Raw genomic sequence first — 25,377 nt, 5'->3', positions numbered from 1 at the left:
AGAGACTCCCGCGGAGGCCGCACGATGAGCCGGGTCCGACCTGAGCGCACGGTCCGGGTGGTCCACCTCAAGCACGAGCGGATCACCGCCGAGCTGGAGCGGGAGATCCGCACCGGCGCGGCGGCCAGGGGCCAGCAACTGCCCGGCGAGATGGCCCTCGCCAAACGCTTCGGCGTCAGCCGCACCACCGTCCGGGCCGCCCTGGCCCAGCTGAACGACGCCGGGCTGATCGCCACCAGGACCGGCAAGGGCTCCTATGTGCTGTTCGACGGGCACCCGCTGGACGACAGCCTCGGCTGGGCCCACGCGCTGGCCGCCCAGGGGGTGGACAGCCGGACCAGGGTGCTGGCCATCACCGCCGCCCGGCAGCCGGGGCTGGCCGCTCGGCTCGGCCTGGAGTCGGACGAGTTCGTCGTGGTCGAGCGAATCCGTGAGCTGGCCGACGACAGCGTCGTCTCCTACGAGCGGAGCCACCTCCCGCCGGTGGCGGGCATACGCGACCTGCCGCTGCAGGGACTTGACGGTGAGTCCATCACCGCCGTGCTCACCGTCGCAGGCCTCTATCCGGACCACGGCGAGCAGCGGCTGTCCGGCCGCCGCCTCGACGCGGCCGAAGCCGCGCTGCTGCGGCGCGAGCCGGGCGCCTGGTTCCTGAGCACCCAGCGCACCAGTTGGGCCGCCGACGGAGCCTTCATCGAGCATGTCGAAAGCCTGCTCGACCCCGACCACTTCCATCTCTCGCTCCAGTTCCCGTAAGGCATCCATGAGCAGCACCACACCGCAGGACCGCGCCGCGGGCTCCCTCTACGGCCTCGCCCTCGGCGACGCCCTGGGCATGCCCACCCAGATGCTGTCCCGCCCGCAGATCACCGCCCGCTACGGCCCGGTCCTGGACGGCTTCCACGCCGCGCCGGCGGACCACCCGCTGGCCGCGGGCATGCCCGCCGGGTCCGTCACCGACGACACCGAGCAGGCGCTGCTGCTGGCCGACCTACTGGTGGACTCGGACGGCCGGATCGACCCGGCCGAGCTCGCCCGGCGGCTGGTCGCCTGGGAGGACGCGATGCGGGCCCGCGGCTCGCTGGACCTGCTCGGCCCCTCCACCAAGCGCGCCGTCGCCGAGGTGCTGGCCGGCGCCGACGTGGACAAGGCCGGACGCTTCGGCACCACCAATGGCGCGGCGATGCGGATCGCCCCGGTCGGCATCGCCTTCGGCTGCGCCGACCTGGACGCGCTGGTGGACCGGGTGGTCGAGGCCAGCCGGCTCACCCATGACACCGGCGTGGCGCTGGCCGGGGCGGCGGCGGTGGCCGCGGCCGTCAGTGCGGGGGTGGGCGGGGCCTCGGTGCCCGAGGCGGTACGCCTGGCCGAGCGGGCCGCCACCCTGGCCGCCGGACGCGGGCACTGGGTCGCCGCGGCCGATGTCTCGGCCCGGATCAGCTGGGCCGTCGGCCTGGTCGAGGGCCTCACCCCGGAGCGGGCTGCCGACCGGGTCTACACCCTGGTCGGCACCAGCCTGGCCACCCAGGAGTCGGTGCCCGCCGCCTTCGCCATGCTCTGGGCCTGCCGGGAGGACCCCTGGCAGGCGGTGCTGCTGGCCGCCTCGGTCGGCGGCGACTGCGACACCATCGCCGCCATCGCCGGAGCGGTCGGCGGCGCGTGCCACGGGGTGGAGGCCTTCCCGGCCTCGGCGCGGGCGACGCTGGACCAGGTCAACGGGCTGAAGCTGAGCGAGACGGCAGCCCGGCTGCTGACGCTGCGCGACGCAGCAGCGGCGGCGACGTTGCCGGCCTCGCCGACCGGACCGGGCCTGCCGCGATGAGCCGCACCCACGACCGGCTGCTGCACCTCGGCAACATCGTGGTCGACCTCGTCCTGGACATCCCCGAACTGCCGGAACGCGGCGGCGACATGCTGGCCACGGCCGCCGCCAGCACCCCCGGCGGCGGCCTCAACTCCATGGTCGCCGCCGCCCGCCAGGGCCTGCGGGTGGCCTACGGCGGCGCCCACGGCACCGGGCCGTACGGGGACAGGGCCAGGGCCGCGATGCGGGACGCCGGGATCGAGGTGCTGCAGCCGCCCAAGCGGAACACCGACACCGGACTGGTCGTCACCCTGCTGGACGCCGGCGGCGAGCGCACCTTCGTCACCAGCCCCGGGGCCGAGGCCACCCTCGACAGTGCCGACCTGGACCGGGTCCGCTCCGGCCCCGGCGACCTGGTCTACCTCTCCGGCTACAGCATGCTGCACCGCTCCAACCGGCAGGCGCTGACCGGCTGGCTGCGCGCCCTGCCGGACCGGACGCCGGTGCTGTTCGACCCGGGGCCGCTGGTCGCCGACATCCCGGCGGACACCCTGCGGCTGCTCCGCGCCCGGGCCGACTGGTGGAGCTGCAACGCCCGCGAGGCGGAGCTGCTGACCGGATCTGACGACCCGTCGGCCGCGGCCGTCGCCCTCGGACGCTCCCTCGGCAGGGGCGGGGTGCTGGTCAGGACCGGCCCCGACGGCTGCCTGCTGCTGCCACCCGGTGCGACCAAAGCTGAGGCCGCGCCCGAGGTGATCCCCGGCTTCGCGGTGAAGGCGGTGGATCTCAACGGCGCGGGCGACGCCCACACCGGCGTCTTCCTCGCCGCGCTGGCGTCCGGCGCCGCCCCGGCCGAGGCCGCGCTGACCGCCAATGCCGCCGCGGCCCTGGCCGTCACTGCCCGCGGACCGGCCACCGCGCCGCCCGCGGACCGGCTCGCGGCCTTCCTGCGCGAGCATGTTCGGCAGCCGGAAACCTGACGGCAACCTCACGGGTCTAGCGCCGGGCGCATTGTCAGGTACAGACTTCTACGCGCGTCCATCTACGCGCGTCCGACCCTCTGTCCGTCCTGCCCGCCCTGTCTGCATGGAGATTCTGTGCCTCTGAACCGCCGTGACTTCGTCGCCCGCTCCGCCGCCGTGGCCGCCGGAACCGCCGTCGCCGCCTCCGCGACCGCCGGCTCCGCCGAGGCGGAGTCGAAGAAGCACCCCGACCGGCACCCCACGCCGAACCCGACCTACAGCTTCAGCGTGCTGGGGACGACGGACGTCCACGGCAACTGCCTCAACTGGGACTACTTCAGCGACCACGAGTACGACGACGCCGCCCACAACGACGTCGGCCTGGCGAAGATCTCCACCCTGGTCACCCAGCTCCGCGAGGAGATCGGGCACGGCCGCAGCCTGCTGATCGACGCCGGCGACATGATCCAGGGCACCCAGCTCAGCTACTACTTCGCCCGGGTCGAGCCGATCAACGTCGGCCACCACAAGGCCCCCAAGCACCCGATGGCGCTGGCCATGAACCACATCGGCTATGACGCGGCGGCGCTCGGCAACCATGAGTTCAACTACGGCATCCCGCTGCTGCGGGCCTTTGAGAAGCAGTGCGACTTCCCGCTGCTCGCGGCCAACGCCATTGACAGCAAGACCTCCAAGCCCGCCTTCACGCCGTACATCATCAGGCGGATCCGGGTGCCGCACCAGCCCGACATCAAGATCGGCATCCTCGGCCTGACCAACCCCGGCATCGCCATCTGGGACAAGGCCAATGTGTCCGGGCAGATGACCTTCCCCGGGGTGGCCGAGCAGGCGGCGATCTTCGTGCCCAAGGTGCGCAGCGCGGGCGCGGACATCGTCATGGTCACCGCGCACACCGGGATCGACGAGGCCACCTCCTACGGCGACCAGCTGCCCTGGCCTGAGGACGCGGCCGGCGAGATGGCCGCCAATGTGCCCGGCATCGACGCGGTCCTGGTCGGCCACACCCATGTGGAGGTGGACCAGCGCCTGATCACCAACACCAAGACCGGCAAGACCGTGGTCCTCTCCGAGCCGCTGAAGTGGGGCATGCGGATCAGCCGCTTCGACTTCGAGGTCGAGCTGGTGCACGGCAGCTGGCAGGTCACTTCCGTCAGCTCCAAGGTGCTCAACTCCAACACGGTGGCTGAGGACCCCGAGGTCGTCGCGCTGCTGGCGAAGGAGCACGCGGCCGTCGTCACCTATGTGAACCAGGTGATCGGCACCTCGACCACCGAGCTGTCGATCGCCCGGGCCCCGTTCCAGAACGTCCCGATCGTCGACCTGATCGGCAAGGTGCAGGTGGACACGGTGAAGGCCGGTCTGGTCGGGACCTCCTACGCCGCCCTGCCGGTGCTGGCGCAGGCCGCTCCGTTCAACCGCACCGCCGACATCCCGGCCGGACAGGTCCGGCTGCGCGACGCGGCGGGCCTCTACATCTACGAGAACACCCTGGCCGCGGTCGTCCTCACCGGCGCCCAGATCAAGGACTACCTGGAGTTCTCGGCGACCTACTACAACACCCTGGCGGTGGGCGCGCCCATCGACGAGGCGACCCTCACCAACGCCAACAACCTGCCCGACTACAACTACGACGAGGTGTACGGGGTCTCCTACGACATCGACGTCTCCAAGCCGGTCGGCTCCAGGATCTACAACCTGGACTTCGAGGGCGCCGCGATCGACCCGGCCCAGCAGTTCGTGCTGGCGATCAACAACTACCGGGCCAGCGGCGGCGGCAACTTCCCGCATGTCGCGTCGGCGACGCAGATCTGGACCAGCTCGGACGAGATCCGCAACACGATGATCGCCTGGGTGAAGGCCAAGGGCGAGATCAACCCGGCCGACTTCGCGGCCAACCCGGGCTGGCGCCTGGTCCGCGCGGGCGTGCCGCTGTACGCGTAGTCCTCCCGGGTCTTGGTGGGGACGGAGCGCGGCGGGTCGGTGTCGGTTCAGCTGATGCCGGCCTGCCGGGCCGCGGCGACCGCTGCGGCGGTGCCCTCGGTCATCGCCGGGCCGTGTCCTGGCAGCAGCAGCGGGACCTCGAACTCGGCCAGCAGGTCGAGCGAGGCCAGGGCGGTCGCGCTGTCGTGGGTGAAGGCGCGGCAGACGAGCCGCGGGCCGGTCAGGCCGGTCACGCCGTCGTGGGTGATCAGGGCGTCGCCGGTGAACAGCAGGCCCCGGTCGGCGAAGAGGTAGGCGGCGCTGCCGCCGGTGTGGCCGGGGACCGGGACGGCGAGCGGCCGACCGGGCAGGTCCAGCTGCTGCCGCCGGTCGAAGGTGCTCAGCTCCTGGACCGCCGGGGTGCGGAAGCCGCCGCTGCGGGCCAGGTGCAGCGGGAGGCCGAGCATGGCCGGGCGGCGCAGCAGATAGGGGAGTATCGAGCGCTCCGGCTTGGACTCGCTGGTGGACTTGCCCGGCTTCGCCAGCAGCGGCGCGTCCGCCTGGTGCACCCAGACCGTGGCCGCGCCTTCGCTCTGCTCGCGGATCCGCTCGGCCAGGCCGAGGTGGTCCGGATGGCCGTGGGTGACCAGCACCGCCCGGACGTCCTTGGGGCTGCGTCCGATCCGGGCCAGGTGCTCGGAGAGCTGGTGGGCATGGGCCGGAAGGCCGGTGTCAATGACGGTGACACCGCCGCTGTCACCGTCCTCGACCACATAGAAGTTCGTCATCTGATCCCCGAGCCGGTGCACTCCGGGGGCGATCTCGCTCTGCTGTGTGTTCATGAATCCATTACAGCTCACTGTATTCAATACAGTCAAATGGAACCGAAGTCGCTAGAGTGGCCCGATGCCTCCTTCCACCCCCTCCACCCGCTCGTACGACACCTCGGGACGTCGGGCCGCCGCCGAGCGCAACCGCGAGGCCGTGGTCCGCGCCGCCCGGGAGCTGCTGGAGCGGGACGGCTACCAGGCGACCACCGTCCGCGCCGTGGCCGAGCGGGCCGGGGTCTCCGCCGAGACGGTCTACAAGGCCTTCGGCGGCAAGCAGCAGCTGATGAAGGCCGTCTACGACGTGGCCCTGGCCGGGGACCACGAGCCGGTCCCGATCGGCCGCCGACCGGCCCTGCGCGAGGTCCTGGCCACCGCCGACCCGCACCGCAAACTCGCGCTGTACGCCGCCTTCGTCTGCGACCTGCACCAGCGCCTGGGCGCCCTGACCGCCGTCCTCGCCGCGGCCGACCCGGAGCTCGCCGAGATCAGGGCCGCCACCGAGCAGGAGCGGCTGCACGGGCTGCGTGCCTTCGTCGCCCATCTCGCCGAGGAGGGGGTACTGCGCCCGGGCCTGGACGAGTCCCGCGCCGCCGAAGCCTGCTGGGTGCTGACCGCTCCGCAGCTCTTCGCCCAGCTCACCCAGGTCAGGGCCTGGGCGGCGGAGGAATACCGGCGCTGGATCGCGGACATGCTCACCGCGACCCTGCTGAGCGGCGTCGAAGACCTTACCGAACCCTGACAGACCGTCTTCTTTACTGGTCATTGACCCTGTCAAGTGTTCCAATCGAGGTATGGACAGGGACGGCACGGCGGCCGGCAAGCCGGTGGGGCGAAGGGTCGTGCTCGGCGTGGCCGCGCTGGGCGCGGCGGGAGTGGCTTTCGGGGCGAAGATCCAGAACAGTCTGGACGGTGTGCTGGCCACCGTGAGCAGCAAGGACCCGACCGGTCTGACCGGGCTGCTGCCCGGTGGCGGGGGCTTCCGCTTCTACTCCGTCTCCAACTCCATCCCGCACCGCACCGCCGCCGACTACAAGCTGACCGTGGACGGCCTGGTGGACAAGCCGGCCACCTACTCGCTGGCGGAACTGCTGGCGCTGCCGCAGACCAAGCTGGTCAAGGACGTGCAGTGCGTGACCGGGTGGCGGGTGCCCAACACCGAGTTCACCGGGGTCCAGCTGTCGCGGCTGCTGGACGCGGCCGGGGTGAAGCCGGAGGGCAAGGCGATCCGCTTCACCTGCTTCGACGGCGTCTACAGCGAGAGCCTGACCCTGGCCGAGGCCCGGCGTCCGGACATGATGGTGGCGCACCAGATGAACGGCGCCCCGGTCACCGACGCCCACGGCGGCCCGGTCCGGCTCTACGCGGCGCCCATGTACTTCTACAAGTCGGCCAAGTGGCTGTCCGGGATCACCGTCACCGACCGGGTCATGCCCGGCTACTGGGAGCACTACGGCTATGACGTCGAAGCATGGGTCGGCCGGTCCAACGGGCGCAACGATGACCCGACCTCCGGCTGAGCCCGCCGAGCTGTTCCGGTTCAGCACCGCCGAGCGCTGGGTGCACCGGACCACCTCCACGCTGATGATGGTCGCGATCGTCACCGCGGCCTTTCTCTACCTGCCGTTCCTGGCCGAGATCGTGGGCCGGCGCAGGCTGCTGGTGACCGTGCACGAGTGGGCCGGGATCGTGCTGCCGGTGCCGCTGATCGGCGGCATCTTCTTCCGCTCGCTGCGCGCCGACCTGCGCCGGCTGAACCGTTTCGGCCCGCAGGACAAGGGCTGGGCCTGGCGCGCGATGCGCTACGGCACCCGCGCCGCCGGGGCGGCCGGCAAGTTCAACGCCGGGCAGAAGTGGTACTCGGCGATGATCGCCGGGGCGACCCTGGTGATGATGGGCACCGGCCTGCTGATGTGGTTCCCCCACCTCACCTCGCTGAGCTGGCGCACCGGCTCCACCTTCGTGCACGACTGGCTGGCGCTGATCGTGGGCGTGCTGGTGATCGGGCACATCCGGATGGCGATGAAGGACCCGGAGTCCCGGCACGGCATGCGCACCGGGCGGGTGTCCCGGAACTGGGCCCGGCGCGAGCACGAGCTGTGGTTCGAGGAGGAGCAGCGGGCGGCCCGTTCCAAGCAGGAGGCGGAGGACTCAGCCGGCGGCTGAGGCCCTTTCGATCTTCAGCGCGATCCCGTCCAGGAAGGTTGCGAGCACCAGCTCGAACACCTGGGCGTCGTCGCGGAACAGCTCGGTCAGCCGCGGCGCGCTCCGGTGCAGCAGCGGGAAGCGGGCCTCCGGCAGCAGTCCGTACCTGACCGCCCAGGCGGCGTCGTCCTTGGCCTGCGACTCCTCGTCCAGGATCATGAACGAGGCCGAGGCCTGGGTCATCGCCAGGGTGAGGTCGAGCAGCATCCGGTAGCACTCGGCGGCCTCGATCACCGGCAGCCCGGCGCCGTGCAGCACCCCGATGATCTTCTCCACGCTGGCCGTCTCGGCGGTGCTCGCGGTCGTCCTGATGGCGGCCAGCACGGCCAGCGCCGGACGTTCCAGGTAGACCGCGCGGACCGCGCGGGCGGTGGAGCTCAGGAACTCCCGCCAGCGGTCCGGGCCCAGCGCGTCCACCGCGGCCAGCGCCACCGCCTCCTCGACCATGACGTCGGTCATGGCAAGGATCAGCTCGTCCTTGTCGCGGAAGTGCCGGTAGACGGCGGTGGGGTCGGCGCCCAGCTCCTTGCCCAGCCGACTGAACGTCAGCACCCCGCCGCCCTCCGGCGAGCAGAGCCGGATGGCCGCCTCGACGATGGCCTCGCGCGTCAGCGCCACCCGCCGCCTGGCCGTGGTCGTGCCCTGCTCCGCCATCGCGGTTCCTCCCGTGTACGGCCGAGCCCGGCCCCCAACGACTTCATCTGATCGTAACCGGTCCTCCGTTGTCAACGGCATTGACAGCGGCATTGTCATCGAGTGTGATGCTCACTCATCGGGCCGTCTCGACCGGCCGCCCCACCTTCGTTCGGAGGGCACTGTGCCCCGCGACCACCACTTCGCCGATCTCGTCTTCACCGGCGGACCCGTCTTCACCGTCGATCCGGCCCGCTCCTGGGCCGGAGCCGTCGCCGTCCGCGACGGCCGCATCGTCGTCGTCGGCGAGGACCACGACGTACGGCCGCTGATCGGCGCCGGCACCGAGGTCGTCGACCTCGCCGGACGGCTGCTGCTCCCCGGCTTCCAGGACGCCCACGTCCACCCGGTGCTGGCCGGGACCACCCTGCGCAGCTGCGACCTGCACCAGCTGGAGAGCGCCCAGGACTACCAGGACGCCGTCGCCGCCTACGCCGCCGCCAACCCGGACCGGGCCTGGATCACCGGCGGCGGCTGGAGCATGGAGGCCTTCCCCGGCGGCACCCCGCACCGCGCCCTGCTGGACGCCGTGGTCCCGGACCGCCCGGTCGCCCTGCCCAACCGGGACGGCCACGGCCTCTGGGCCAACAGCCGGGCCCTGGAGATCGCCGGGATCACCGCCGCCACCCCCGACCCGGCCGACGGCCGGATCGAGCGCGAGGCCGACGGCACCCCGACCGGGATGCTCCAGGAGGGCGCCGCCGACCTGGTGCTGCGTCATGTCCCGCCGCCCACCGAGCAGGAGCACTACCAGGGCCTGCTGGCCGGCCAGGCCCATCTGCACGGCTTCGGCATCACCGGCTGGCAGGACGCCGCCGTCGGCACCGGCTTCGGCCCCGGCGACGTCTACGGCGCCTACCTGGCCGCGGCCACCGACGGCAGCCTCACCGCCCGGGTCCGCGCCGCCCAGTGGTGGGACCGCGAGGGCGGCCTGGAGCAGCTGGCCGGCTTCCAGGACCGCCGGGCCCAGGCCGAGGCCCTGCACGACGGCGCCGGACGGTTCCGGGCCGGCAGCGTCAAGATGATGCTGGACGGCGTCGCCGAGAACCACACCGCGGCCATGCTGGAGCCCTACCTGGACGGCTGCGGCTGCTCCAGCGGCGGCTCCGGCCTGGACTTCATCGACCCGGAGAAGCTCGGCGGCTATGTCAGCGAGATCGACGCGGCCGGCTTCCAGGTCCACTTCCACGCCCTGGGCGACCGCGCGGTGCGCACCGCGCTGGACGCGGTCGAGGAGGCGCTGCGCCGCAACGGCAACCGCGGCAACCGGCACCACCTGGCGCACCTCCAGGTGGTGCACCCGGAGGACATCCCGCGCTTCCGGACGCTCGGCGCCACCGCCAACCTGCAGCCGCTCTGGGCCTGCCACGAGCCGCAGATGGACGAGCTGACCATCCCCTTCCTGGGCGAGCGCCGGGCCGGCTGGCAGTACCCCTTCGGCGCGCTGCACCGGGCCGGGGCGATGCTCGCCATGGGCAGCGACTGGTCGGTCAGCACCCCCGACGTGATGCTCGGCGTCCATGTCGCGGTCAACCGGCGCGCCGACGAGAGCAGCGACCGGGTGCTCGGCCCGGAGCAGCGGATCGACCTGGGCACCGCGCTCACCGCGTACACGGCCGGCAGCGCCCGGGTGAACCACCTCGACGCCGACACCGGCTCGGTGCAGCCCGGCAAGTACGCCGACCTGGTGGTCCTCGACCGCGACCCGTTCGCCGGACCCGCCATGGCGATCGGCGACACCCGGGTGCTGCGGACCTATGTCGAGGGCGCCCTGGTCCACGCCGCGGAGTGAAGAGCGGCCGAGTGAAGAACAGCCCGTCGTCCGTCCCCAGGAGAGGCTCCCCGATGCAGAGAAGAACCCCGGCCCAGGAGAGAACCCCGGCCCAGAAAAGAACCCTGAGCGTGGTCCTGCCGCTCGCGCTCCTCGCCACCGGCGCCCTCAGCGCCTGCGGCAGCTCCGCGGCCCCCGCCGCCAAAGCCGCGCCGAAGAGCAACTTCAGCACCACCCAGGTCACCACCGCCCCGGCAAGCCGCTGGCCTCGGTCACCTGGTCCGGCGACTACCGCGCCCCGTACTCCGAGGACCCGCTGACCACCGCCGACTATCCCGAGGAGACCATCCTCGGCAATGTCTGCGAGTCGCTGCTGCGCACCGGCGCCGACTACAGCCTCAACCCGGGGCTGGCGAAGTCCTGGAAGCAGACCGACGCCCGGCACCTTGTGCTGGACCTGGACCCGCGGGCCACCTTCAGCGACGGGCACCCGGTCACCACCGCCGACGTGGTCTACAGCCTGCTGCGCAACCAGGACCCCAGGTGGCCAGCAACTACGCCGACTCCTACGAGGACGTCAGCTCGATCAAGGCCACCGGCGCCGAGCAGGTCACCATCACCTTCAGCAAGGACGACTACCTCTTCGTCGGCCTGCTCGGCATCCTCGGCGGCTCGGTGGTCGAGAAGGACTTCGCGGTCAAGGCGGGGCACAAGTTCGGCACCGCGGAGACCGGGTGATGTGCTCCGGGCCCTACACGATCGCCTCCTTCGACGGCACCAACTCCCTGGTGCTGAAGCGCAACGCGCACTACTGGGACCCCAGCCGCGCCGCCAAGGCGGAGCAGGTCACCTTCAAGTTCATCGGCGACCCCTCCGCCCTCGCCAACGCGCTCACCTCGGGCAGCCTCCAGGGCGCCTTCGACCTGCCCAGCGCCGCCCTGGACCAGCTGCGCAAGGCTGCCGACGGCAAGCTCTACGTCGGCGCCGAGGGCTCCACCACCCAGAACATCGACCTGCTGATCTCCAAGTTCACCGGCGGCTTCGCCGACGCCCGGGTGCGCCAGGCGATGTCCATGGCGATCGACCGGCAGGGCATCGCCAGCACCCTCTTCGGCGGCGCGGCCGACCCGCTGTACGCGGTGGCGGGGCCCGGCTTCTGGGAGACCAGCCCGGCCAGGAGCGCCTACCAGAAGGCCTATTCCGCCCTGGTCAAGAAGCCCGACCTGGCCGGGGCGACCAAGCTGGTCAAGGAGGCCGGGGCGACCGGCAAGCAGGTGGTCATCGGCTACGCGGCCGGCATCCCCACCCAGGTCCAGCTGGCCCAGGTGCTGCAGCAGACCGGTGCCTCGATCGGCCTCAAGGTGAAGATCGTCGGACTGCCGGACCAGCAGTACGGCTCGCTGTTCATCGACGCCAAGGCCCGCTCCGCCTACGACGCCTTCCTCACCATCAACTACATGGAGTACCCCGAGGCCGCCAACATGTACATCAGCTACGCGACCAAGGGCGGCGCGCAGAACTTCAACGGCTACAGCAACGCCGTGGTCGAGCAGAACCTCGACAAGGCCCAGGGCACGGCCGACCCGGTCGAGCGGTCCGGCTTCGTGCTCGCCGCGCAGACGGTGATCGACCGCGACCTGCCCTGGATCCCGATCGTCCAGCCGCGGGCCCTGCTGTTCCAGAACAAGGCGGTCACCGGCGCCCCGCTGACCTTCTCGTACATGGACAACGCCTGGGCCGCCCGTGTGGGCGCGCCCTGATGGGCCGGCTCCTGCTGCACCGCCTGGGCGGGCTGCTGACCACCCTGCTGCTGTCCAGCGTGGTGATCTTCGGCAGCCTCTACCTGGCCCCGGGCAGCCCGGAGAACGTCCTGTTCGGCAGCCGGGCCCCGTCCGCCGCCGCCCGGGCGGCAGTCAGGCACCAGCTGCGCTTGGACCAGCCGCTGCCGGTGCGCTACTGGGACTGGCTGACCGGTGTGCTGCGCGGCGATCTCGGCCACTCCATGGTCACCGGGCAGAGCGTGTCCGGCCGGGTCGGCGCCGGGCTCGGCACCACCCTGCTGCTGGTCGCGCTGAGCATGGCGCTGGTGGTCCTGCTCGGGATCGGCCTCGGCACGGTCGCCGCGCTGCGCCCGGGCCGGGTGGACGCCGCCGCGAGCGCGGCCACCTCGTTGTCGGTGACGGTCCCGCCGTTCGTCGCCTCCACCGTGCTGATCGCGGTCTTCGCGGTGAAGCTCGGCTGGTTCCCCTCCTCCGGGGTCCAGCCGGGCCTGGTGGGCCATCTGCGCGGGCTGGTGCTGCCGGCCTTCGCGCTGGCGCTGGCCTCCTGCGGCTTCCTGGCCCAGGTCACCAGGAACGCGCTGCGCGAGCAGCTGGGACGCGAGCACGTGCAGACCGCGCTGGTGCGCGGCCTGCCCCGGCGGGTGGTGCTGCGCGACCATGTGTTCCGCAACGCGCTCCCGCCGATCATCACCGCGGCCGGGCTGGTCACCGCCGGGCTGTTCGCCTCCACCCTGGTGGTGGAGTCGGCGTTCGCGGTGCCCGGCATCGGCCAGCTCACCATCCAGTCGGTGGCGCAGAAGGACTTCCCGGTGGTCCAGGCCGTGGCCCTGCTGCTGGTGGCTGCCTTCGTGGTCTGCAACGCGGTCAGCGACCTGGTCCAGGCCCTGATCGACCCGCGGCTGCGCACCCTGGGGAGGACCTCATGACGACGGACCAGCTCACCGCCCCCACCGCGGTCGCCGAACCCGCGACCCGGCCCGGCGGGCACCGGCTCCGGCGGATCCGGCAGGCGCTCGGCCCCTCCGGCACCGCCGCCGCGCTCTTCCTGCTGCTGGTGCTGCTGCTGGCGCTGGCCGCACCGCTGCTGGCGCCGTACGACCCCAGCGCCCAGTCGCTGCTGGACTCCTATGCCGCGCCCTCGGGCGCGCACCTGCTCGGCGCGGACGGCATCGGCCGGGACATCCTCTCCCGGCTGATGTTCGGCAGCAGGACCAGCCTGCTCGGCCCGGCCCTGGTGGTGTCGATATCACTCCTTGTCGGCATCCCGCTGGCCCTGCTCGCCGCCTGGTACGGGGGAGCCGTGGACGCGGTGGTGGCCCGGGTCTTCGACCTGGTCTACGCCCTGCCCGGGCTGCTGCTCGCGGTGCTGGCGGTGGCCCTGTTCGGCCCCGGGCTCACCCCGGCGGTGGCCGCCCTGTCCATCGCCTACATCCCCTTCCTAGCCCGGATCGTCCGGGCCGCGGCCCGGCAGCAGCGGACAAGTCCCTATGTCGACGCGCTCGCGGTGCAGGGCTTCGGGGTGGTCCGGATCATGGTCCGTCACATCCTGCGCAATATCGCCCCGGTGGTGCTCGGGCAGGCCGCGATCGCCTTCGGCTACGCGCTGCTCGACCTCGCCTCGCTGTCCTTCCTGGGGCTCGCGGTCCAGGCCCCCACCTCGGACTGGGGGGTCATGGTCAGCGACACCGACGCGCTGATCAAGGGGCACTGGCTGCCGGTGATCGCGCCCGGCGTGCTGATCGTGCTCAGCGTGCTCTCGCTGACCGTGCTGGGCGCGCGGATCAGCGGCGACAAGCCCCCGTCCTATCTGCGCCGCCGGCCCCGCCGGCCGGCCGCCACCGAGGGAGCCACCCGATGACCGCCCCGCTGCTGGAGATCTCCCGGCTCACCGTCCACCTCGGCGCCGACGCCCCGGAACAGCGGCCGGTCCTGGACGGGGTCGACCTCACCCTCGCCCCCGGCGAGGCGCTCGGGCTGGTCGGCGAGTCCGGATCCGGCAAGTCGATGACCGTACGCGCGGTCACCCGGCTGCTGCCGCCCGGCGCCGACCAGGGCGGGACCATCCGCTTCGAGGGCCGGGACGTCGCCGCGATGGACGCCGCCGCGCTGCGCGGCTACCGCGACCGCGGGGTCGGCATGATCTTCCAGGACCCGCGCGCCCACATCAACCCGACCCGGCGGATCGGCGCCTTCCTCACCGAGGCGCTGGTCCGCAACCGGGGCACCGCCCGCCGGGAGGCCGAGGCCCGCGCCGCGGCGGTACTGGCCGAGGTCGGCATCGACGACCCGCTGCGCCGGCTCCGGCAGTACCCGCACGAGCTGTCCGGCGGCATGCTGCAGCGGGTGATGATCGCCTCGGTGCTGCTGGCCGAGCCCCGGCTGATCCTCGCCGACGAACCCACCACCGCCCTGGACGTCACCATCCAGGCCGAGGTGGTCGGCATCCTGGACCGGCTGCGCCGCGAGCGCGGGATGGGCATGGTCTTCATCACCCACGACCTGGACCTGGCCCTCGCGGTCTGCCGCCGGGTCGCGGTGATGTACGCGGGCCGGATCGTGGAGATCCGCGAGTCGGCCGAGCTGCACCGGCGCGCGTCCCACCCGTACACGCTGGGGCTGCTCGGCTCGCGCCCCTCGATCGAGGCCCGGGCCGAGCGGCTCAGCGCCATTCCCGGGCGCCCGGTCTCCGCCTTCGAGGCGGGCCCGGGCTGCGCCTTCGCGGAGCGCTGCGCCCATGTCCGGCCGGTCTGCCGGGAGCAGCGCCCGGAGCTGGAACCCTTCCGGGGCGGCCTGGTGCGCTGTCACCGGGTCGCCGAGATCAGCCTTGAGGAGGCCACGGCATGAGCACCGGCATCAGCGCGGCGGCGGTCGAAGTATCAGGTCTCGGCAAGGAGTTCCGGGTGCCGGACGGCAAGGGCGGGCAGACCCGGCACCGCGCGGTGGACGGGGTCGGCTTCACCGTCCGGGCGGGCGGCTCGCTGGGCATCGTGGGGGAGTCGGGCTCCGGCAAGACCACCATCGCCCGGATGCTGGTCGGCCTGGAGCGGGCCAGCGGCGGCAGCATCAGCGTCCTCGGCCGGGACCGCTCGGCCCCGGCCCGGGGCGCGGCCGAGCGCAACCGGCGGGCCCGTGAGCTGCAGATCGTCTTCCAGGACCCCTACACCTCGCTGGACCCGGGCCAGAGCGTCGGCTCCGCGGTGGACGAGGTGCTCAGGCACCACGGCAGGCACCACGACAAGCACCACGGCGGGAGCGCGGAGAAGGAGCGGGCGGCCCGGCTCGCCGAGCTGATGGACCAGGTCGGGCTGACCCGGCGGCAGGTGCTGGCCCGCCCCCGGGACCTGTCCGGCGGCCAGCGCCAGCGGGTGGCCATCGCCCGCGCCCTGGCGGCCGAGCCGCAGGTGCTGGTGCTGGACGAGGCGGTGTCCGCGCTGGACGTCTCGATCCAGGCGCAGATCCTCAATCTGCTGGCCGACATCCGGGCCGCCAGCGGCATCGCCTACCTGCTGATCTCGCACGACCTGGCGGTGGTCCGGCAGCTCTGCGACACGGTGCTGGTGCTGCGCCGCGGCCGGGTGGTCGAGCAGGGGCTCTGTGACCAGGTCCTGGACGCCCCGGCCGAGGAGTACACCCGCGCCTTGCGCGCCGCCGTCCCGGTCCCGGGGTGGAGGCCGGGGACGTAAGGTGCAGCGCGTGCATGGTCGGGCGCGCAGTTCCCCGCGCCCCTGCGCGTCTGCAACCGGCCCAGTGGCAACCCCCTGGGGGCGCGGGGAACTGCGCGCCCAACCACCTACGGCCCGCACCCGAGAAGCCCCCCGTCTCAGGGTTCCGGGGCCCGCGCCAGGCGATTACGCTCGCGGGCATGAGCGTGCTACCGATCGGTACGAAGGACGCGACCGCCGTCACCCACCGCACCTGCCCGCTCTGCGAGGCCACCTGCGGGCTGACCGTGACCACCGGGCCCGGGCCCGAGGACGTCGCGGTCAGGGGGGACGCGGACGACCCGTTCAGCCGGGGCTACATCTGCCCCAAGGGGGTCGCCCTCGGCCAGCTGCACAGCGACCCGGACCGGCTGCGCACCCCGTTGGTCCGCCGCGGCGCCGAGTGGACCGAGGTCGGCTGGGACGAGGCCTTCGCCGAGGCCGGACGGCTGCTGGCGCCGCTGGTCCGGCGGCACGGCCCGGACAGCGTCGGGGTCTACCTCGGCAACCCGGTGGTCCACAACCTCGGGCTCGGCCTCTACAGCCGGGTGCTGATCCAGGCCCTGGGCACCGGCTACCGCTTCAGCGCCAGCACCGTCGACCAGATGCCCAAGCAGGTCGCCTGCGGACTGATGTACGGGACCGAGCTGTCCATCACCATCCCCGACCTCGACCGCACCGACTACCTGCTGGTGCTCGGGGCCAACCCGATGGTGTCCAACGGCAGCCTGTTCACCGCCCCCGACCTGCCGGGACGGCTGCGCGCGCTGCGCCGGCGCGGCGGCCGGCTGGTGGTGGTGGACCCGCGCCGCACCCGTACCGCCGAGATCGCGGACGAGCACCTGGCGATCCGCCCGGGCACGGACGCGCTGCTGCTGGCCGGGATCGCCCGGACCCTGCTGGACGAGGGCCTGGCCGACCCGGGGGCGGCATCGGCCCACCTCAACGGCCTGGCCGAGCTGGGGGAGGCGCTGCGCCCGTTCTCCCCGGAGGCGGTCGCCACGGCCACCCACGTCCCCGCGGCCACCGTCCGCAGGCTGGCCAGGGAGCTGGCGGCGGCCCCCAGCGCCGCCGTCTACGGCCGGATCGGGACCACCACCACCGCCTTCGGCACCGCCGCCAGCTGGCTGGTCGACGTGGTCAACACGCTGACCGGCAATCTGGACCGCCCCGGCGGGGTGATGTGGCCCGAGCCCGCCTCGGGCTCGCCCAACACCAGCGGCGAGCCCGGCCGCGGCCGCGGCGTGCGGATCCCCGGCTCCCGCCGGACCAGGGTGCGCGGGCTGCCCAGCGTCTTCGGGGAGTTCCCCGCCGCCGCGCTGGCCGAGGAGATCGACACCCCGTCGGCGGACGGGACCAGGCTGCGCGGGCTGGTCACCCTGGCCGGCAACCCGGTGCTGTCCACCCCCAACAGCGCCCGCCTGGGCGCGGCCCTGGCCTCGCTGGACGCCATGGTCAGCGTGGACGCCTACCTCAACGAGACCACCCGGCACGCGCACGTGGTGCTGCCGGCCGCCTCCCCGCTCGCCCGCAGCCACTACGACCTGGTGTTCACCGGCTTCGCGATCAGGGACCAGGCGGACTACTCGCCGCCCAGCCTGCCGCTGCGCCCCGGCGACCTGGACGAGGGCGAGGTGCTGCTCCGGCTGACCTGCGCCGCCCTCGGCGACGGAACCACCCCGGACCAACTGGACCAGCTCACCGCCGCCGACACCGCCCGCCGGATCAGCGCCGACCCGTCCTCCCCGGCGTTCGGCCGGGACCCGCTGGAGCTGCTCGCCGCGGTCGCCCACCGCAGCCGCCAGGAGCGCCTGCTCGACCTGATGCTGCGCGGCGGACCGCACGGCGACGGCTTCGGCGCCAAGCCGGAGGGGCTGACCCTGGCGGCACTGGAGGCGGCCCCGCACGGGCTCGACCTGGGCCCGCTCCGGCCCCGGCTGCCCGGCGTGCTGCGCACCCCCAGCGGCCGGGTGGAGCTCGCCCCGCCGCAGCTGCTGGCCGAGGCCCGGCGGCTGGCGGAGCACCTGGCCGAGCTGACCGCCGCGCCGGACGGCGGCCTGCTCCTGGTCGGCCGCCGCCAACTGCGGTCCAACAACTCCTGGATGCACAATGTGCCGCTGCTGGCGGGCGGCAGCAACAGCTGCACCCTGCAGCTCAATCCGGGCGACGCCGAGCGGCTGGGCATCGCCGACGGGCAGCGGGTGACCGTGCGCTCCCGGGTCGGCGAGCTGGAGGCGGCGGCCGAGCTGGTCCCCGGCCTGATGCGCGGGGTGGTCAGCCTGCCGCACGGCTGGGGCCACAGCGACCCGGCCACCCGCGGCGCGACCGCCGCGCTGTCCCCCGGGGTCAACAGCAATCTGCTCACCGACGAGGAGCCGCTGGACCCGCTGTCGGGAACGGCGGTCCTGAACGGGATCCCGGTCGAGGTCCGGCCGGGCGACCACCCCTGACGAGGGAATTCGAGGTGAACGATCAACTCGCGCGCCCCACTGGGGACCTGCTCGTACGGGTGACCGCCAGGCGGAGTACCGTAGGCAGCTGAACGGAACAGTTGCGCGCCGACCTCCCAAGGCGGATAGTCTTCGCTCCACGGCCCTGGTGCCTTCCAAGGGGTGGGATATGAATCAGATTCAGCATGTGCGCAGCAGGCCGCGGGTTCCCGCGGTGCAGTGCGGCACTGGCGCGGCGAGCCGACGGCTCGACCGTCATCTTGCTGTGCTCGGCGCACCTGCGCTCCCGCAGGTGGACGTGGCGGAAGCGGTCGGCCTGATAAGGGAGCTGACGCCCCGTGGGGTCAGCGCCCCCTCGGCCCGCCCCAATCGGGGTGCCCGGATGGTGCTGCTCGCGCCGCTCAGGCGTCTCACCCGCTCGCTCTTCGGCGGCCGCAAGTAGGCCTCCGCACGCCCGGCCATGACCTCATGTCATGGCCGGGTTCGGCATGCCCGCAGCTGTGTCGGCGCGATGAAGCTTCGGTTAACTCGGTCCACAGGGATGATCTACCGCCCGGTATCCGAAAGTATTGATCAATCGGTCGGGTCGGGGATCGAACACGAGTCTGGCGGGCAGGGGTACCCCTGCACGGACGCTCGGGGCGGTCCGTCAGGCGGAGGTGCACGGGATGAGTGACGACGTCTTGCGGGTCGGGCTGTTGACGCGGGAGTTCCCGCCGGACGTCTACGGCGGGGCCGGCGTCCATGTGGAGTTCCTGGCCCGGGAGCTGCAGGGCCTGGTCGACCTCTCGGTGCACAGCTGGGCCGGTCCCGGCCTGGTCGACACCGCCGAGGTGAGCCGGCACGCCGCCGCCCCCGGTCTGGAGGACGCCAACCCGGCGCTGCGGACCCTCTCGGTCGACCTCGCCCTGGCCGCCGCCGTCGCCGACCGCCAGCTGGTGCACTCGCACACCTGGTACGCGAACCTGGCCGGCCACCTCGCCAAGCTGCTGCACGGCATCCCGCACGTCCTGACCGCCCATTCGCTGGAGCCGCTGCGCCCCTGGAAGGCCGAGCAGCTGGGCGGCGGCTACGCCGTCTCCAGCTGGGTCGAGAAGACCGCGGTCGAGGCCGCCGACGCGGTGATCGCGGTGTCCGCCGGGATGCGCCGGGACCTGCTGGCCTGCTATCCCGCGCTGGACCCGGCCAGGGTCCAGGTGGTGCACAACGGCATCGACACCGACCTCTACCGCCCCGATCCCGGCACCGACGTGCTGGAGCGGCTCGGCATCGACCCGGCGCTGCCGACCGTGGTCTTCGTCGGCCGGATCACCCGGCAGAAGGGCGTGCCGCACCTGCTCCGCGCCGCCCGCCGGTTCGACCCCTCGGTGCAGCTGGTGCTGTGCGCGGGAGCGTCGGACACCGAGGAGGTGGACCGGGAGTTCCGCACGCTGTTCGCCGAGCTGAGCGCCGCGCGGGAGAACGTGCACTGGATCTCCGAGATGCTGCCCCGCCCCGACATCGTGCAGCTGCTCTCGCACGCCACCGTGTTCGTCTGCCCCTCGGTGTACGAGCCGCTGGGCATCGTCAACCTGGAGGCGATGGCCTGCGGAACCGCGGTGGTCGCCTCGGCCGTCGGCGGCATACCCGAGGTGGTCGCGGACGGCCGGACCGGGCTGCTGGTGCCCTACGAGGGCCGGGGCGCCGAGGACTTCGAGCGGTCCTTCGCGGCGGCGGTGGACAGCCTGGCGCTGGATCCCGAGCGCGCCGCCCGGTACGGCGCGGCCGGCCGCGAGCGCGCGGTGGCCGAGTTCGGCTGGGACGCCATCGCGGCCCGCACGGTCGAGGTCTACCGCACGGCCCTGGCCGCAGCAGGATGACTGCGCCACTCTGGCATCAGAACGATCTACCCGCAGGGAGTGTGCATGGCTGGTGGCCCGTCAGTACTCGGAATAGTCCTCGCCGGTGGGGAGGGGAAGCGGCTGATGCCGCTGACCGCGGACCGGGCCAAGCCGGCCGTCCCCTTCGGCGGCGCGTACCGGCTGATCGACTTCGTGCTGTCCAACATGGTGAACGGGGGGATCAACCGGATCTGCGTGCTCACCCAGTACAAGAGCCACAGCCTGGACCGCCATGTCTCGCAGACCTGGCGGATGACCAGCATCCGCGGCGACTACGTCACCCCGGTCCCGGCCCAGCAGCGGCTGGGCCCGCGCTGGTACCTCGGCAGCGCCGACGCGATCTACCAGTCGCTGAACCTGGTCTACGACGAGCAGCCGGACTACATCGTGGTCTTCGGCGCCGACCACGTGTACCGGATGGACCCGCAGCAGATGCTGCAGCGGCACATCGAGTCCGGGGCCGGGGTGACCGTCGCCGGGATCAAGGTGCCGCGCAGCCAGGCCTCCGAGTTCGGGATCATCACCACCGCCGAGGACGGCCGCCGGGTCGAGGGCTTCCTGGAGAAGCCGGCCGACCCGCCCGGCCTGCCCGGCGACCCGGACCGGGTCTTCGCGTCCATGGGCAACTACATCTTCACCACCAAGGTGCTGCTGGACGCGCTGCAGCGGGACGCCGAGGACGAGAGCTCGGTGCACGACATGGGCGGCAGCATCCTGCCGATGCTGACCGGGACCGGCCAGGCCGAGGTCTACGACTTCGACGACAACAAGGTGCCGGGGGAGACCGAGCGGGACCACGGCTACTGGCGCGACGTCGGCACCCTGGACGCCTACTACGACGCCCACATCGACCTGATCTCGGTGCGCCCGGTGTTCAACCTCTACAACCGGCACTGGCCGATCTTCAGCCACCCGCCGCAGCGGCCCCCGGCCAAGGTGGTGGCCGGCGGCATGGTCGCCGAGTCCATGGTGGCCGCCGGCTGCATCGTCAGCGGCCAGGTCACCGGCTCGGTGCTGGGCCCGGGCGTGGTGGTCGAGTCCGGCGCGGTGGTCCAGGAGTCGGTGCTGATGGACGGCGTGCGGGTGGGCCGCGGCGCGGTGGTCCGCAAGGCGATCCTGGACAAGAACGTGGTGGTCCCGCCCGGCGCCGTGATCGGCGTCGACCCGGTCCGCGACCGCGAGCTCTACACCATCTCGGCCGGGGGAGTGGTGGCGCTGGGCAAGGGGCAGACGGTGCACTGACGGAGTGACAGTGCGCTGATGGAGTAGCGCACCGGGCGGGGGCGCCGGGGCGGCCGTACGTTCGTTCGTATCGGTCCCGCCCGTACCACCACGGGCACCCCCGCCATGAGAGGGCGTCCCCCATGCGCAAGCACAGCCGTACCCTCGCCACCGGAGTCTCCGTCGGCCTCAGCGTGCTGGTGCTGACCGCCACCGCGGCCTGCTCCAGCGGTACCAGCAACTCGGTCACCGACAAGGCGGGGTCGCTCGCCTCGGCCGCCAAGAGCAAGGCGGCCGGCGCGGCCGGCGGCGCCGCCTCCGCGGTCTCCGCCAAGGCCTCCGCGCTCGCCTCGGCGAAGTCCTCGGCGCAGGCCAAGGCCAGTTCCTCGGCCAGCGCCGGCGCGCTCACCAAGAACGCCGCGGTCGGCGGCTTCTGCTCGGCCAAGGGCGCCAGCGGCGAGACCGCCAAGGGCCTCGCGGTGACCTGTGCGGCCGACAGCAGCGGCAAGAACCGCTGGAAGTCCGCCGCGGTGTCCGGCACCAAGGCCAACGCCGGCTCCTTCTGCGCCACCCCCGGCAGCACCGCCACCAACGCGAGTAACGTCGCCCTGGTCTGCGCCGCCGGATCCGACGGCCGCGACCGCTGGGCCAAGAAGTAAAGGACGCGCTCCATGCCACTGCACCGCGGCGAACCGGACGACCACAGCACCCGGGTGTCGGTGAACCCGTTCCTGGGCGCCGCCAACCCGGTCCCCGGCATGGAGAGCGCCCCGCCCAAGCACCGGCTCCCGGACGGGCCGATGGCGGCCGACACGGCCTACCAGGTGGTCCACGACGAGCTGATGCTGGACGGCAACGCCCGGCTGAACCTGGCCACCTTCGTCACCACCTGGATGGAGCCCCAGGCGGCGGCGCTGATGGCCGAGTCGGTCGACAAGAACATGATCGACAAGGATGAGTACCCGCAGACCGCCGAGCTGGAGCGGCGCTGCGTGGCCATGCTCGCCGACCTGTGGCACGCGCCCGACCCGGAGCACGCCATCGGCTGCTCCACCACCGGGTCGAGCGAGGCCTGCATGCTGGCCGGGATGGCGCTGAAGCGCCGCTGGATGCGCCGCAACCCGGAGCGCTACGCCGCCGGGCACCGCCCCAACCTGGTGATGGGCATCAACGTCCAGGTCTGCTGGGAGAAGTTCTGCAACTTCTGGGAGGTCGAGCCGCGCACCGTGCCGATGGAGGGCGAGCGCTACCAGCTGGACGCCGCCTCCGCCGCGGCGCTGTGCGACCAGGACACCATCGGCGTGGTCGCCATCCTCGGCTCCACCTTCGACGGCTCCTACGAGCCGGTCTGGGACATCTGCGCGGCCCTGGACGACCTCCAGCAGCGCACTGGGCTGGATATCCCGGTCCATGTGGACGGGGCGTCAGGGGCGATGGTGGCGCCCTTCCTCGACCCCGGCCTGCGCTGGGACTTCCGCCAGCCCCGGGTGGCCTCGATCAACACCTCGGGCCACAAGTACGGCCTGGTCTACCCCGGCGTGGGCTGGGCGCTGTGGCGCGACCGGGAGGCGCTGCCGGAGGAACTGGTCTTCAAGGTCAACTACTTGGGCGGCGAGATGCCGACCTTCGCCCTCAACTTCTCCCGGCCGGGCGCGGAGGTGGTCGCCCAGTACTACGCCTTTCTGCGGCTCGGCTTCCACGGCTACCGCGCGGTGCAGCAGGCCAGCCGCGACATTGCGGTCTCGCTGGCCCGGCGGATCGCCGCGCTGGGGCCGTTCCGGCTGCTCAGCAAGGGGGACGAGCTGCCGGTCTTCGCCTTCACCACCAAGGACGAGGTCACCGCGTTCGACGTCTTCGACGTGTCCCGGCGGCTGCGCGAACGCGGCTGGCTGGTGCCCGCGTACACCTTCCCGGCGAACCGCACCGACCTGGCCGCGCTGCGCATCGTCTGCCGCAACGGCTTCTCCAACGACCTCGCCGACCTGCTGATCGCGGACCTGACCCGGTTGCTCCCGGAACTCCAGGAGCAGCCCGGCCCGCTGCGCCGGCCGGAGACCTCGACCGGCTTCCACCACTGAGCCGCTCCTGACGGCCCATCAGCCGGTCAGGGCCGGGCCGGTCAGGGCCAGAGCAGCTCACGGGTCCAGGAGCCGCCCTCGGCCGTGTAACGGAGCCGGGTGTGGCCCCGCCCCGGGACGCCCTGCCAGAACTCGACGTCGGTCGGCCGGACGGTGAAGACGGCATGCTCCGGATCGACCAGTCCGGGGTCGGCGGTGACCCGGTCCAGCGCCTCGGCGAAGGCGGCGGCGAGCAGCTCCTGGTCGGCCAGCGGCTCGCTCTGGTGGCCGACCAGGCTCGCCGCCCGGGAGCCGGGCAGCCGGGACAGGAAGTCGGCCGCGGCGGCGTCCGGGTCGGCCTGGAGCACCGGGCCGCGCAGCCGGATCTGCCGTCCCTGCTCGCGCCAGTGGAAGCCGAGCGCGGCCTGCGGCTGCGCCGCCAGCTGCCGGCCCTTGGCGCTCCCCGCGCCGGTGGCGAAGGTCCAGCCGTCCGGGGCGGCGTCCCGCAGCGCCACGATCCGCAGATCCGGGCAGCCGTCGGCGTCGACGGTCGCCAGCGTCATTGCGTGCGGCTCGCTGACCCCCGCCGCCACGGCCAGCCGCAGCCAGTCCAGGAACAGCGGAAAGGGCGCGTCGGGGACGGCGCGGGGGTCGAACGAGGGCAGCGGCGGGGCCAGCATCGGCACCCCGAACAGCAGCTCGCGGACGGTCATCGGGACGGGGGCCGTCGCGGCCATGCTTGCTCCTGGGCTCGGCTGGGGTGGCGAACATGCTAGCTCCAGGATGAGCCTGGAATGAGCCTGGAATGAGCCGGGGAAAGCGGGGAACGCGCTGGGGGACGTGAGGATGTGAGAACCATGGCCGTCCCTTCCGACGAGCAGCCGGTGCCACCGACCCCGACGACCGCACCGACCCAGCCGATCGCGCCCGATGCCGGGCCCGCTCACGAGCCGACCGTGAAACACGGCCGGGGGCTGCCGCGGACCAGGACCGGAACGGCCTGGGCGTCGATCGTCACGGCGGTGCTGCTGCTGATCCTGCTGGTCATTTTCATCGCCCAGAACACGCACCCGGTGGACGTCTCGTTCCTGATGCTGCACGGGCGGTTCCCGCTGGCGGTGGCGCTGCTCGCGGCGGTCGCCGGCGGCGCGCTGGTCGCGGTGATCGGCGGCACGCTGCGGATGGTGCAGCTGCGCCGCGCCGTGCCCCGCCGGGTTCCCCGCCGGCACGGGGGACGGTGCCCGCCGCGCCCGCTCCGGCGGCCGAACCGGTCTCCCCGGCGCCCCCGACCGAGGCGCCGGCCCTGCTGAAGGACCGGCCGCAGGAGCAGTAGGAACAGCAGGAACGACGGGCTCAGGCCGGCGCCGCGCCGAGGGCGGCGGCGATCGAGGCCGCCAGCCGGTCCAGGTAGTCCTTGCCGATGGGGGTCCGCACCACGGCGAGCCGCCAGTACAGCGGGCCCGCGATCAGGTCCAGCGCCAGATCCGGGTCGGTGCCGGGGGCGAGTTCGCCGCGGGCGACGGCCTTGCGCACCAGCGCGGCGCTGCTCTGCCGCTGGGCCTCGTTCAGGGCGCCGGCCAGGGTCTCGGCGATCTCCGGGTTCCGGGCCGCCTCGGCCAGCAGGTCCGGCACGATCTGGGCGGCCAGCGGATGCCGCAGCACCCGGGCGACCACATGCACGAACATCCGCAGATCATTGTGCAGCGAGCCGGTGTCCGGCAGGATCAGCCCGAGCGAGGCGACCTCCGAGACCACGTCGATCACCATGGGGAGTTTCGAGCGCCAGCGGCGGTAGACCGCGGTCTTGCCGACACCCGCGCGACGGGCGACGGCCTCGATCGAGAGCCTGCTGTACCCGCTGACGGCGAGCTCCTCGAAGACCGCGCCGCGGATCGCCTCGGTCACGTCGTCGCGCAGCACGGCGGCGCCCGCCGGGGCGCGTTTCAGCGTCCGCGGTTTGGCGGCATTGGAAGGCTCCCCGGTCAGCATGAGAGTGAGTCTAGCGTGAGGACGGAACGGTTGCGTTCTCTCCTCGGACCCCTTAGTTTCCTCTTATTGCGACGAGACGATACCGTTCCGTCGTG

Annotated in this window: 26 protein-coding genes and 1 pseudogene; 23 read left to right on the top strand and 4 right to left on the bottom strand. The window is 72.8% G+C overall.

The features are described from left to right. Positions 1-24: 24 nt before the first annotated feature. From ACXKR8_RS11550 to ACXKR8_RS11535, 4 genes are all read left to right on the top strand, one after another. A complete protein-coding gene (locus tag ACXKR8_RS11550) occupies positions 25-756 on the top strand; it encodes a GntR family transcriptional regulator (protein ID WP_458272812.1) in 732 nt (243 codons plus the stop codon). 7 nt (positions 757-763) lie between these two features. Next, on the top strand, positions 764-1,822 hold the full coding sequence (locus ACXKR8_RS11545; protein WP_458272811.1) for an ADP-ribosylglycohydrolase family protein: 1,059 nt from the start codon (positions 764-766) through the stop codon (positions 1,820-1,822). Next, on the top strand, positions 1,819-2,784 hold the full coding sequence (locus ACXKR8_RS11540) for a PfkB family carbohydrate kinase (protein ID WP_458272810.1): 966 nt from the start codon (positions 1,819-1,821) through the stop codon (positions 2,782-2,784). Before ACXKR8_RS11545 ends, ACXKR8_RS11540 begins: the two co-directional genes overlap by 4 nt. 117 nt (positions 2,785-2,901) lie before the next feature. Then, on the top strand, positions 2,902-4,728 hold the full coding sequence (locus ACXKR8_RS11535; protein ID WP_458272809.1) for a bifunctional metallophosphatase/5'-nucleotidase: 1,827 nt from the start codon (positions 2,902-2,904) through the stop codon (positions 4,726-4,728). Positions 4,729-4,775: 47 nt separating this feature from the next. Here the strand turns inward: ACXKR8_RS11535 and ACXKR8_RS11530 are convergent, their stop codons facing one another. Next, positions 4,776-5,549, bottom strand: a complete 774-nt coding sequence (locus ACXKR8_RS11530; protein WP_458272808.1) for an MBL fold metallo-hydrolase — start codon at positions 5,547-5,549, stop codon at positions 4,776-4,778. A 64-nt stretch (positions 5,550-5,613) separates the two neighbouring features. Here ACXKR8_RS11530 and ACXKR8_RS11525 point away from each other — a divergent pair, with 64 nt between their 5' ends. From ACXKR8_RS11525 to ACXKR8_RS11515, 3 genes are read left to right on the top strand one after another with little or no spacing between them, the layout of a single operon-like run. Beyond that, complete coding sequence (locus ACXKR8_RS11525; protein WP_458272807.1) at positions 5,614-6,276, top strand: TetR/AcrR family transcriptional regulator; 663 nt, start codon at positions 5,614-5,616, stop codon at positions 6,274-6,276. Between the two features lie 52 nt (positions 6,277-6,328). Continuing rightward, positions 6,329-7,054: a molybdopterin-dependent oxidoreductase gene (locus ACXKR8_RS11520; protein ID WP_458272806.1), complete on the top strand. Its 726-nt coding sequence runs from the start codon at positions 6,329-6,331 to the stop codon at positions 7,052-7,054. Then, positions 7,035-7,700, top strand: a complete 666-nt coding sequence (locus ACXKR8_RS11515) for a cytochrome b/b6 domain-containing protein (protein WP_458272805.1) — start codon at positions 7,035-7,037, stop codon at positions 7,698-7,700. The genes ACXKR8_RS11520 and ACXKR8_RS11515 overlap by 20 nt, the downstream gene beginning before the upstream one ends. On the opposite strand, the gene ACXKR8_RS11510 is transcribed toward ACXKR8_RS11515, so the two are convergent. Beyond that, on the bottom strand, positions 7,686-8,393 hold the full coding sequence (locus tag ACXKR8_RS11510; protein WP_458272804.1) for a TetR/AcrR family transcriptional regulator: 708 nt from the start codon (positions 8,391-8,393) through the stop codon (positions 7,686-7,688). The two genes, ACXKR8_RS11515 and ACXKR8_RS11510, sit on opposite strands and share 15 nt — an antisense overlap. A 163-nt stretch (positions 8,394-8,556) precedes the next feature. Here ACXKR8_RS11510 and ACXKR8_RS11505 point away from each other — a divergent pair, with 163 nt between their 5' ends. The 15 genes and pseudogenes from ACXKR8_RS11505 (at position 8,557) to ACXKR8_RS11435 (ending at position 23,314) form a co-directional block, all read left to right on the top strand. Next, positions 8,557-10,224: an amidohydrolase gene (locus ACXKR8_RS11505; protein ID WP_458272803.1), complete on the top strand. Its 1,668-nt coding sequence runs from the start codon at positions 8,557-8,559 to the stop codon at positions 10,222-10,224. A 53-nt stretch (positions 10,225-10,277) separates the two neighbouring features. Next, positions 10,278-10,523 (top strand): hypothetical protein, encoded by a 246-nt coding sequence (locus ACXKR8_RS11500; protein WP_462100460.1) that lies wholly within the window; start codon positions 10,278-10,280, stop codon positions 10,521-10,523. A 128-nt stretch (positions 10,524-10,651) separates the two neighbouring features. Then, positions 10,652-10,702: pseudogene (locus tag ACXKR8_RS11495) on the top strand (hypothetical protein); the annotation flags it as partial. A gap of 44 nt (positions 10,703-10,746) precedes the next feature. After that, positions 10,747-10,941, top strand: coding sequence for a hypothetical protein (locus ACXKR8_RS11490; protein WP_462100459.1), 195 nt, complete (start codon positions 10,747-10,749; stop codon positions 10,939-10,941). Then, on the top strand, positions 10,941-11,963 hold the full coding sequence (locus tag ACXKR8_RS11485) for an ABC transporter substrate-binding protein (protein WP_462100458.1): 1,023 nt from the start codon (positions 10,941-10,943) through the stop codon (positions 11,961-11,963). Before ACXKR8_RS11490 ends, ACXKR8_RS11485 begins: the two co-directional genes overlap by 1 nt. Continuing rightward, positions 11,963-12,910: an ABC transporter permease gene (locus ACXKR8_RS11480; RefSeq protein ID WP_458272801.1), complete on the top strand. Its 948-nt coding sequence runs from the start codon at positions 11,963-11,965 to the stop codon at positions 12,908-12,910. Before ACXKR8_RS11485 ends, ACXKR8_RS11480 begins: the two co-directional genes overlap by 1 nt. Beyond that, positions 12,907-13,842 (top strand): ABC transporter permease, encoded by a 936-nt coding sequence (locus ACXKR8_RS11475; protein WP_458272800.1) that lies wholly within the window; start codon positions 12,907-12,909, stop codon positions 13,840-13,842. The genes ACXKR8_RS11480 and ACXKR8_RS11475 overlap by 4 nt, the downstream gene beginning before the upstream one ends. After that, on the top strand, positions 13,839-14,828 hold the full coding sequence (locus ACXKR8_RS11470) for an ABC transporter ATP-binding protein (RefSeq protein WP_458272799.1): 990 nt from the start codon (positions 13,839-13,841) through the stop codon (positions 14,826-14,828). Before ACXKR8_RS11475 ends, ACXKR8_RS11470 begins: the two co-directional genes overlap by 4 nt. Beyond that, entirely contained in the window at positions 14,825-15,667 is an 843-nt protein-coding gene (locus ACXKR8_RS11465) for an ABC transporter ATP-binding protein (protein WP_458272798.1), read from the top strand. The genes ACXKR8_RS11470 and ACXKR8_RS11465 overlap by 4 nt, the downstream gene beginning before the upstream one ends. A gap of 179 nt (positions 15,668-15,846) precedes the next feature. Then, the gene (locus ACXKR8_RS11460) at positions 15,847-18,135 is read left to right on the top strand and encodes a molybdopterin-dependent oxidoreductase (RefSeq protein WP_458272797.1); all 2,289 of its coding nucleotides are present in this window, start codon (positions 15,847-15,849) and stop codon (positions 18,133-18,135) included. Positions 18,136-18,304: 169 nt separating this feature from the next. Next, positions 18,305-18,577 (top strand): hypothetical protein, encoded by a 273-nt coding sequence (locus ACXKR8_RS11455; RefSeq protein ID WP_380513340.1) that lies wholly within the window; start codon positions 18,305-18,307, stop codon positions 18,575-18,577. 226 nt (positions 18,578-18,803) lie between these two features. Continuing rightward, positions 18,804-19,994, top strand: coding sequence for a glycogen synthase (gene glgA, locus ACXKR8_RS11450; protein WP_458272796.1), 1,191 nt, complete (start codon positions 18,804-18,806; stop codon positions 19,992-19,994). A gap of 45 nt (positions 19,995-20,039) precedes the next feature. Then, positions 20,040-21,257: a glucose-1-phosphate adenylyltransferase gene (gene glgC, locus ACXKR8_RS11445; RefSeq protein ID WP_458272795.1), complete on the top strand. Its 1,218-nt coding sequence runs from the start codon at positions 20,040-20,042 to the stop codon at positions 21,255-21,257. A gap of 122 nt (positions 21,258-21,379) precedes the next feature. Beyond that, entirely contained in the window at positions 21,380-21,895 is a 516-nt protein-coding gene (locus tag ACXKR8_RS11440; RefSeq protein ID WP_458272794.1) for a hypothetical protein, read from the top strand. Positions 21,896-21,907: 12 nt separating this feature from the next. Next, a complete protein-coding gene (locus tag ACXKR8_RS11435; RefSeq protein WP_458272793.1) occupies positions 21,908-23,314 on the top strand; it encodes a glutamate decarboxylase in 1,407 nt (468 codons plus the stop codon). Positions 23,315-23,355: 41 nt separating this feature from the next. Here the strand turns inward: ACXKR8_RS11435 and ACXKR8_RS11430 are convergent, their stop codons facing one another. Continuing rightward, positions 23,356-24,030 carry a pyridoxine/pyridoxamine 5'-phosphate oxidase gene (locus tag ACXKR8_RS11430; RefSeq protein ID WP_458272792.1) on the bottom strand — a complete coding sequence of 225 codons (675 nt, stop codon included), beginning with the start codon at positions 24,028-24,030 and terminating at the stop codon, positions 23,356-23,358. A 120-nt stretch (positions 24,031-24,150) separates the two neighbouring features. Here ACXKR8_RS11430 and ACXKR8_RS11425 point away from each other — a divergent pair, with 120 nt between their 5' ends. After that, the gene (locus ACXKR8_RS11425; RefSeq protein ID WP_462100457.1) at positions 24,151-24,603 is read left to right on the top strand and encodes a lipopolysaccharide assembly protein LapA domain-containing protein; all 453 of its coding nucleotides are present in this window, start codon (positions 24,151-24,153) and stop codon (positions 24,601-24,603) included. A 43-nt stretch (positions 24,604-24,646) separates the two neighbouring features. On the opposite strand, the gene ACXKR8_RS11420 is transcribed toward ACXKR8_RS11425, so the two are convergent. Further along, positions 24,647-25,282 (bottom strand): TetR/AcrR family transcriptional regulator, encoded by a 636-nt coding sequence (locus tag ACXKR8_RS11420; protein WP_458272790.1) that lies wholly within the window; start codon positions 25,280-25,282, stop codon positions 24,647-24,649. Positions 25,283-25,377: the final 95 nt, after the last annotated feature.

Source organism: Streptacidiphilus sp. PAMC 29251, assembly GCF_054208735.2.
This window is presented reverse-complemented; position numbering and strand designations above follow the sequence as displayed.

What these genes read in the sequence shown, in the direction of transcription:
- ACXKR8_RS11455 (WP_380513340.1), top strand. Translation starts at nt 18,305, where the DNA reads ATGAATCAGATTCAGCATGTGCGCAGCAGGCCGCGGGTTCCCGCGGTG.
- ACXKR8_RS11515 (WP_458272805.1), top strand. Translation starts at nt 7,035, where the DNA reads ATGACCCGACCTCCGGCTGAGCCCGCCGAGCTGTTCCGGTTCAGCACC.
- ACXKR8_RS11500 (WP_462100460.1), top strand. Translation starts at nt 10,278, where the DNA reads ATGCAGAGAAGAACCCCGGCCCAGGAGAGAACCCCGGCCCAGAAAAGA.
- ACXKR8_RS11540 (WP_458272810.1), top strand. Translation starts at nt 1,819, where the DNA reads ATGAGCCGCACCCACGACCGGCTGCTGCACCTCGGCAACATCGTGGTC.
- ACXKR8_RS11530 (WP_458272808.1), bottom strand. Translation starts at nt 5,549, where the DNA reads ATGAACACACAGCAGAGCGAGATCGCCCCCGGAGTGCACCGGCTCGGG.
- ACXKR8_RS11435 (WP_458272793.1), top strand. Translation starts at nt 21,908, where the DNA reads ATGCCACTGCACCGCGGCGAACCGGACGACCACAGCACCCGGGTGTCG.
- glgC (WP_458272795.1), top strand. Translation starts at nt 20,040, where the DNA reads ATGGCTGGTGGCCCGTCAGTACTCGGAATAGTCCTCGCCGGTGGGGAG.
- ACXKR8_RS11480 (WP_458272801.1), top strand. Translation starts at nt 11,963, where the DNA reads ATGGGCCGGCTCCTGCTGCACCGCCTGGGCGGGCTGCTGACCACCCTG.
- ACXKR8_RS11460 (WP_458272797.1), top strand. Translation starts at nt 15,847, where the DNA reads ATGAGCGTGCTACCGATCGGTACGAAGGACGCGACCGCCGTCACCCAC.
- ACXKR8_RS11470 (WP_458272799.1), top strand. Translation starts at nt 13,839, where the DNA reads ATGACCGCCCCGCTGCTGGAGATCTCCCGGCTCACCGTCCACCTCGGC.
- ACXKR8_RS11440 (WP_458272794.1), top strand. Translation starts at nt 21,380, where the DNA reads ATGCGCAAGCACAGCCGTACCCTCGCCACCGGAGTCTCCGTCGGCCTC.
- ACXKR8_RS11525 (WP_458272807.1), top strand. Translation starts at nt 5,614, where the DNA reads ATGCCTCCTTCCACCCCCTCCACCCGCTCGTACGACACCTCGGGACGT.
- ACXKR8_RS11520 (WP_458272806.1), top strand. Translation starts at nt 6,329, where the DNA reads ATGGACAGGGACGGCACGGCGGCCGGCAAGCCGGTGGGGCGAAGGGTC.
- ACXKR8_RS11475 (WP_458272800.1), top strand. Translation starts at nt 12,907, where the DNA reads ATGACGACGGACCAGCTCACCGCCCCCACCGCGGTCGCCGAACCCGCG.
- ACXKR8_RS11430 (WP_458272792.1), bottom strand. Translation starts at nt 24,030, where the DNA reads ATGGCCGCGACGGCCCCCGTCCCGATGACCGTCCGCGAGCTGCTGTTC.
- glgA (WP_458272796.1), top strand. Translation starts at nt 18,804, where the DNA reads ATGAGTGACGACGTCTTGCGGGTCGGGCTGTTGACGCGGGAGTTCCCG.
- ACXKR8_RS11425 (WP_462100457.1), top strand. Translation starts at nt 24,151, where the DNA reads ATGGCCGTCCCTTCCGACGAGCAGCCGGTGCCACCGACCCCGACGACC.
- ACXKR8_RS11545 (WP_458272811.1), top strand. Translation starts at nt 764, where the DNA reads ATGAGCAGCACCACACCGCAGGACCGCGCCGCGGGCTCCCTCTACGGC.
- ACXKR8_RS11510 (WP_458272804.1), bottom strand. Translation starts at nt 8,393, where the DNA reads ATGGCGGAGCAGGGCACGACCACGGCCAGGCGGCGGGTGGCGCTGACG.
- ACXKR8_RS11420 (WP_458272790.1), bottom strand. Translation starts at nt 25,282, where the DNA reads ATGCTGACCGGGGAGCCTTCCAATGCCGCCAAACCGCGGACGCTGAAA.
- ACXKR8_RS11465 (WP_458272798.1), top strand. Translation starts at nt 14,825, where the DNA reads ATGAGCACCGGCATCAGCGCGGCGGCGGTCGAAGTATCAGGTCTCGGC.
- ACXKR8_RS11485 (WP_462100458.1), top strand. Translation starts at nt 10,941, where the DNA reads ATGTGCTCCGGGCCCTACACGATCGCCTCCTTCGACGGCACCAACTCC.
- ACXKR8_RS11550 (WP_458272812.1), top strand. Translation starts at nt 25, where the DNA reads ATGAGCCGGGTCCGACCTGAGCGCACGGTCCGGGTGGTCCACCTCAAG.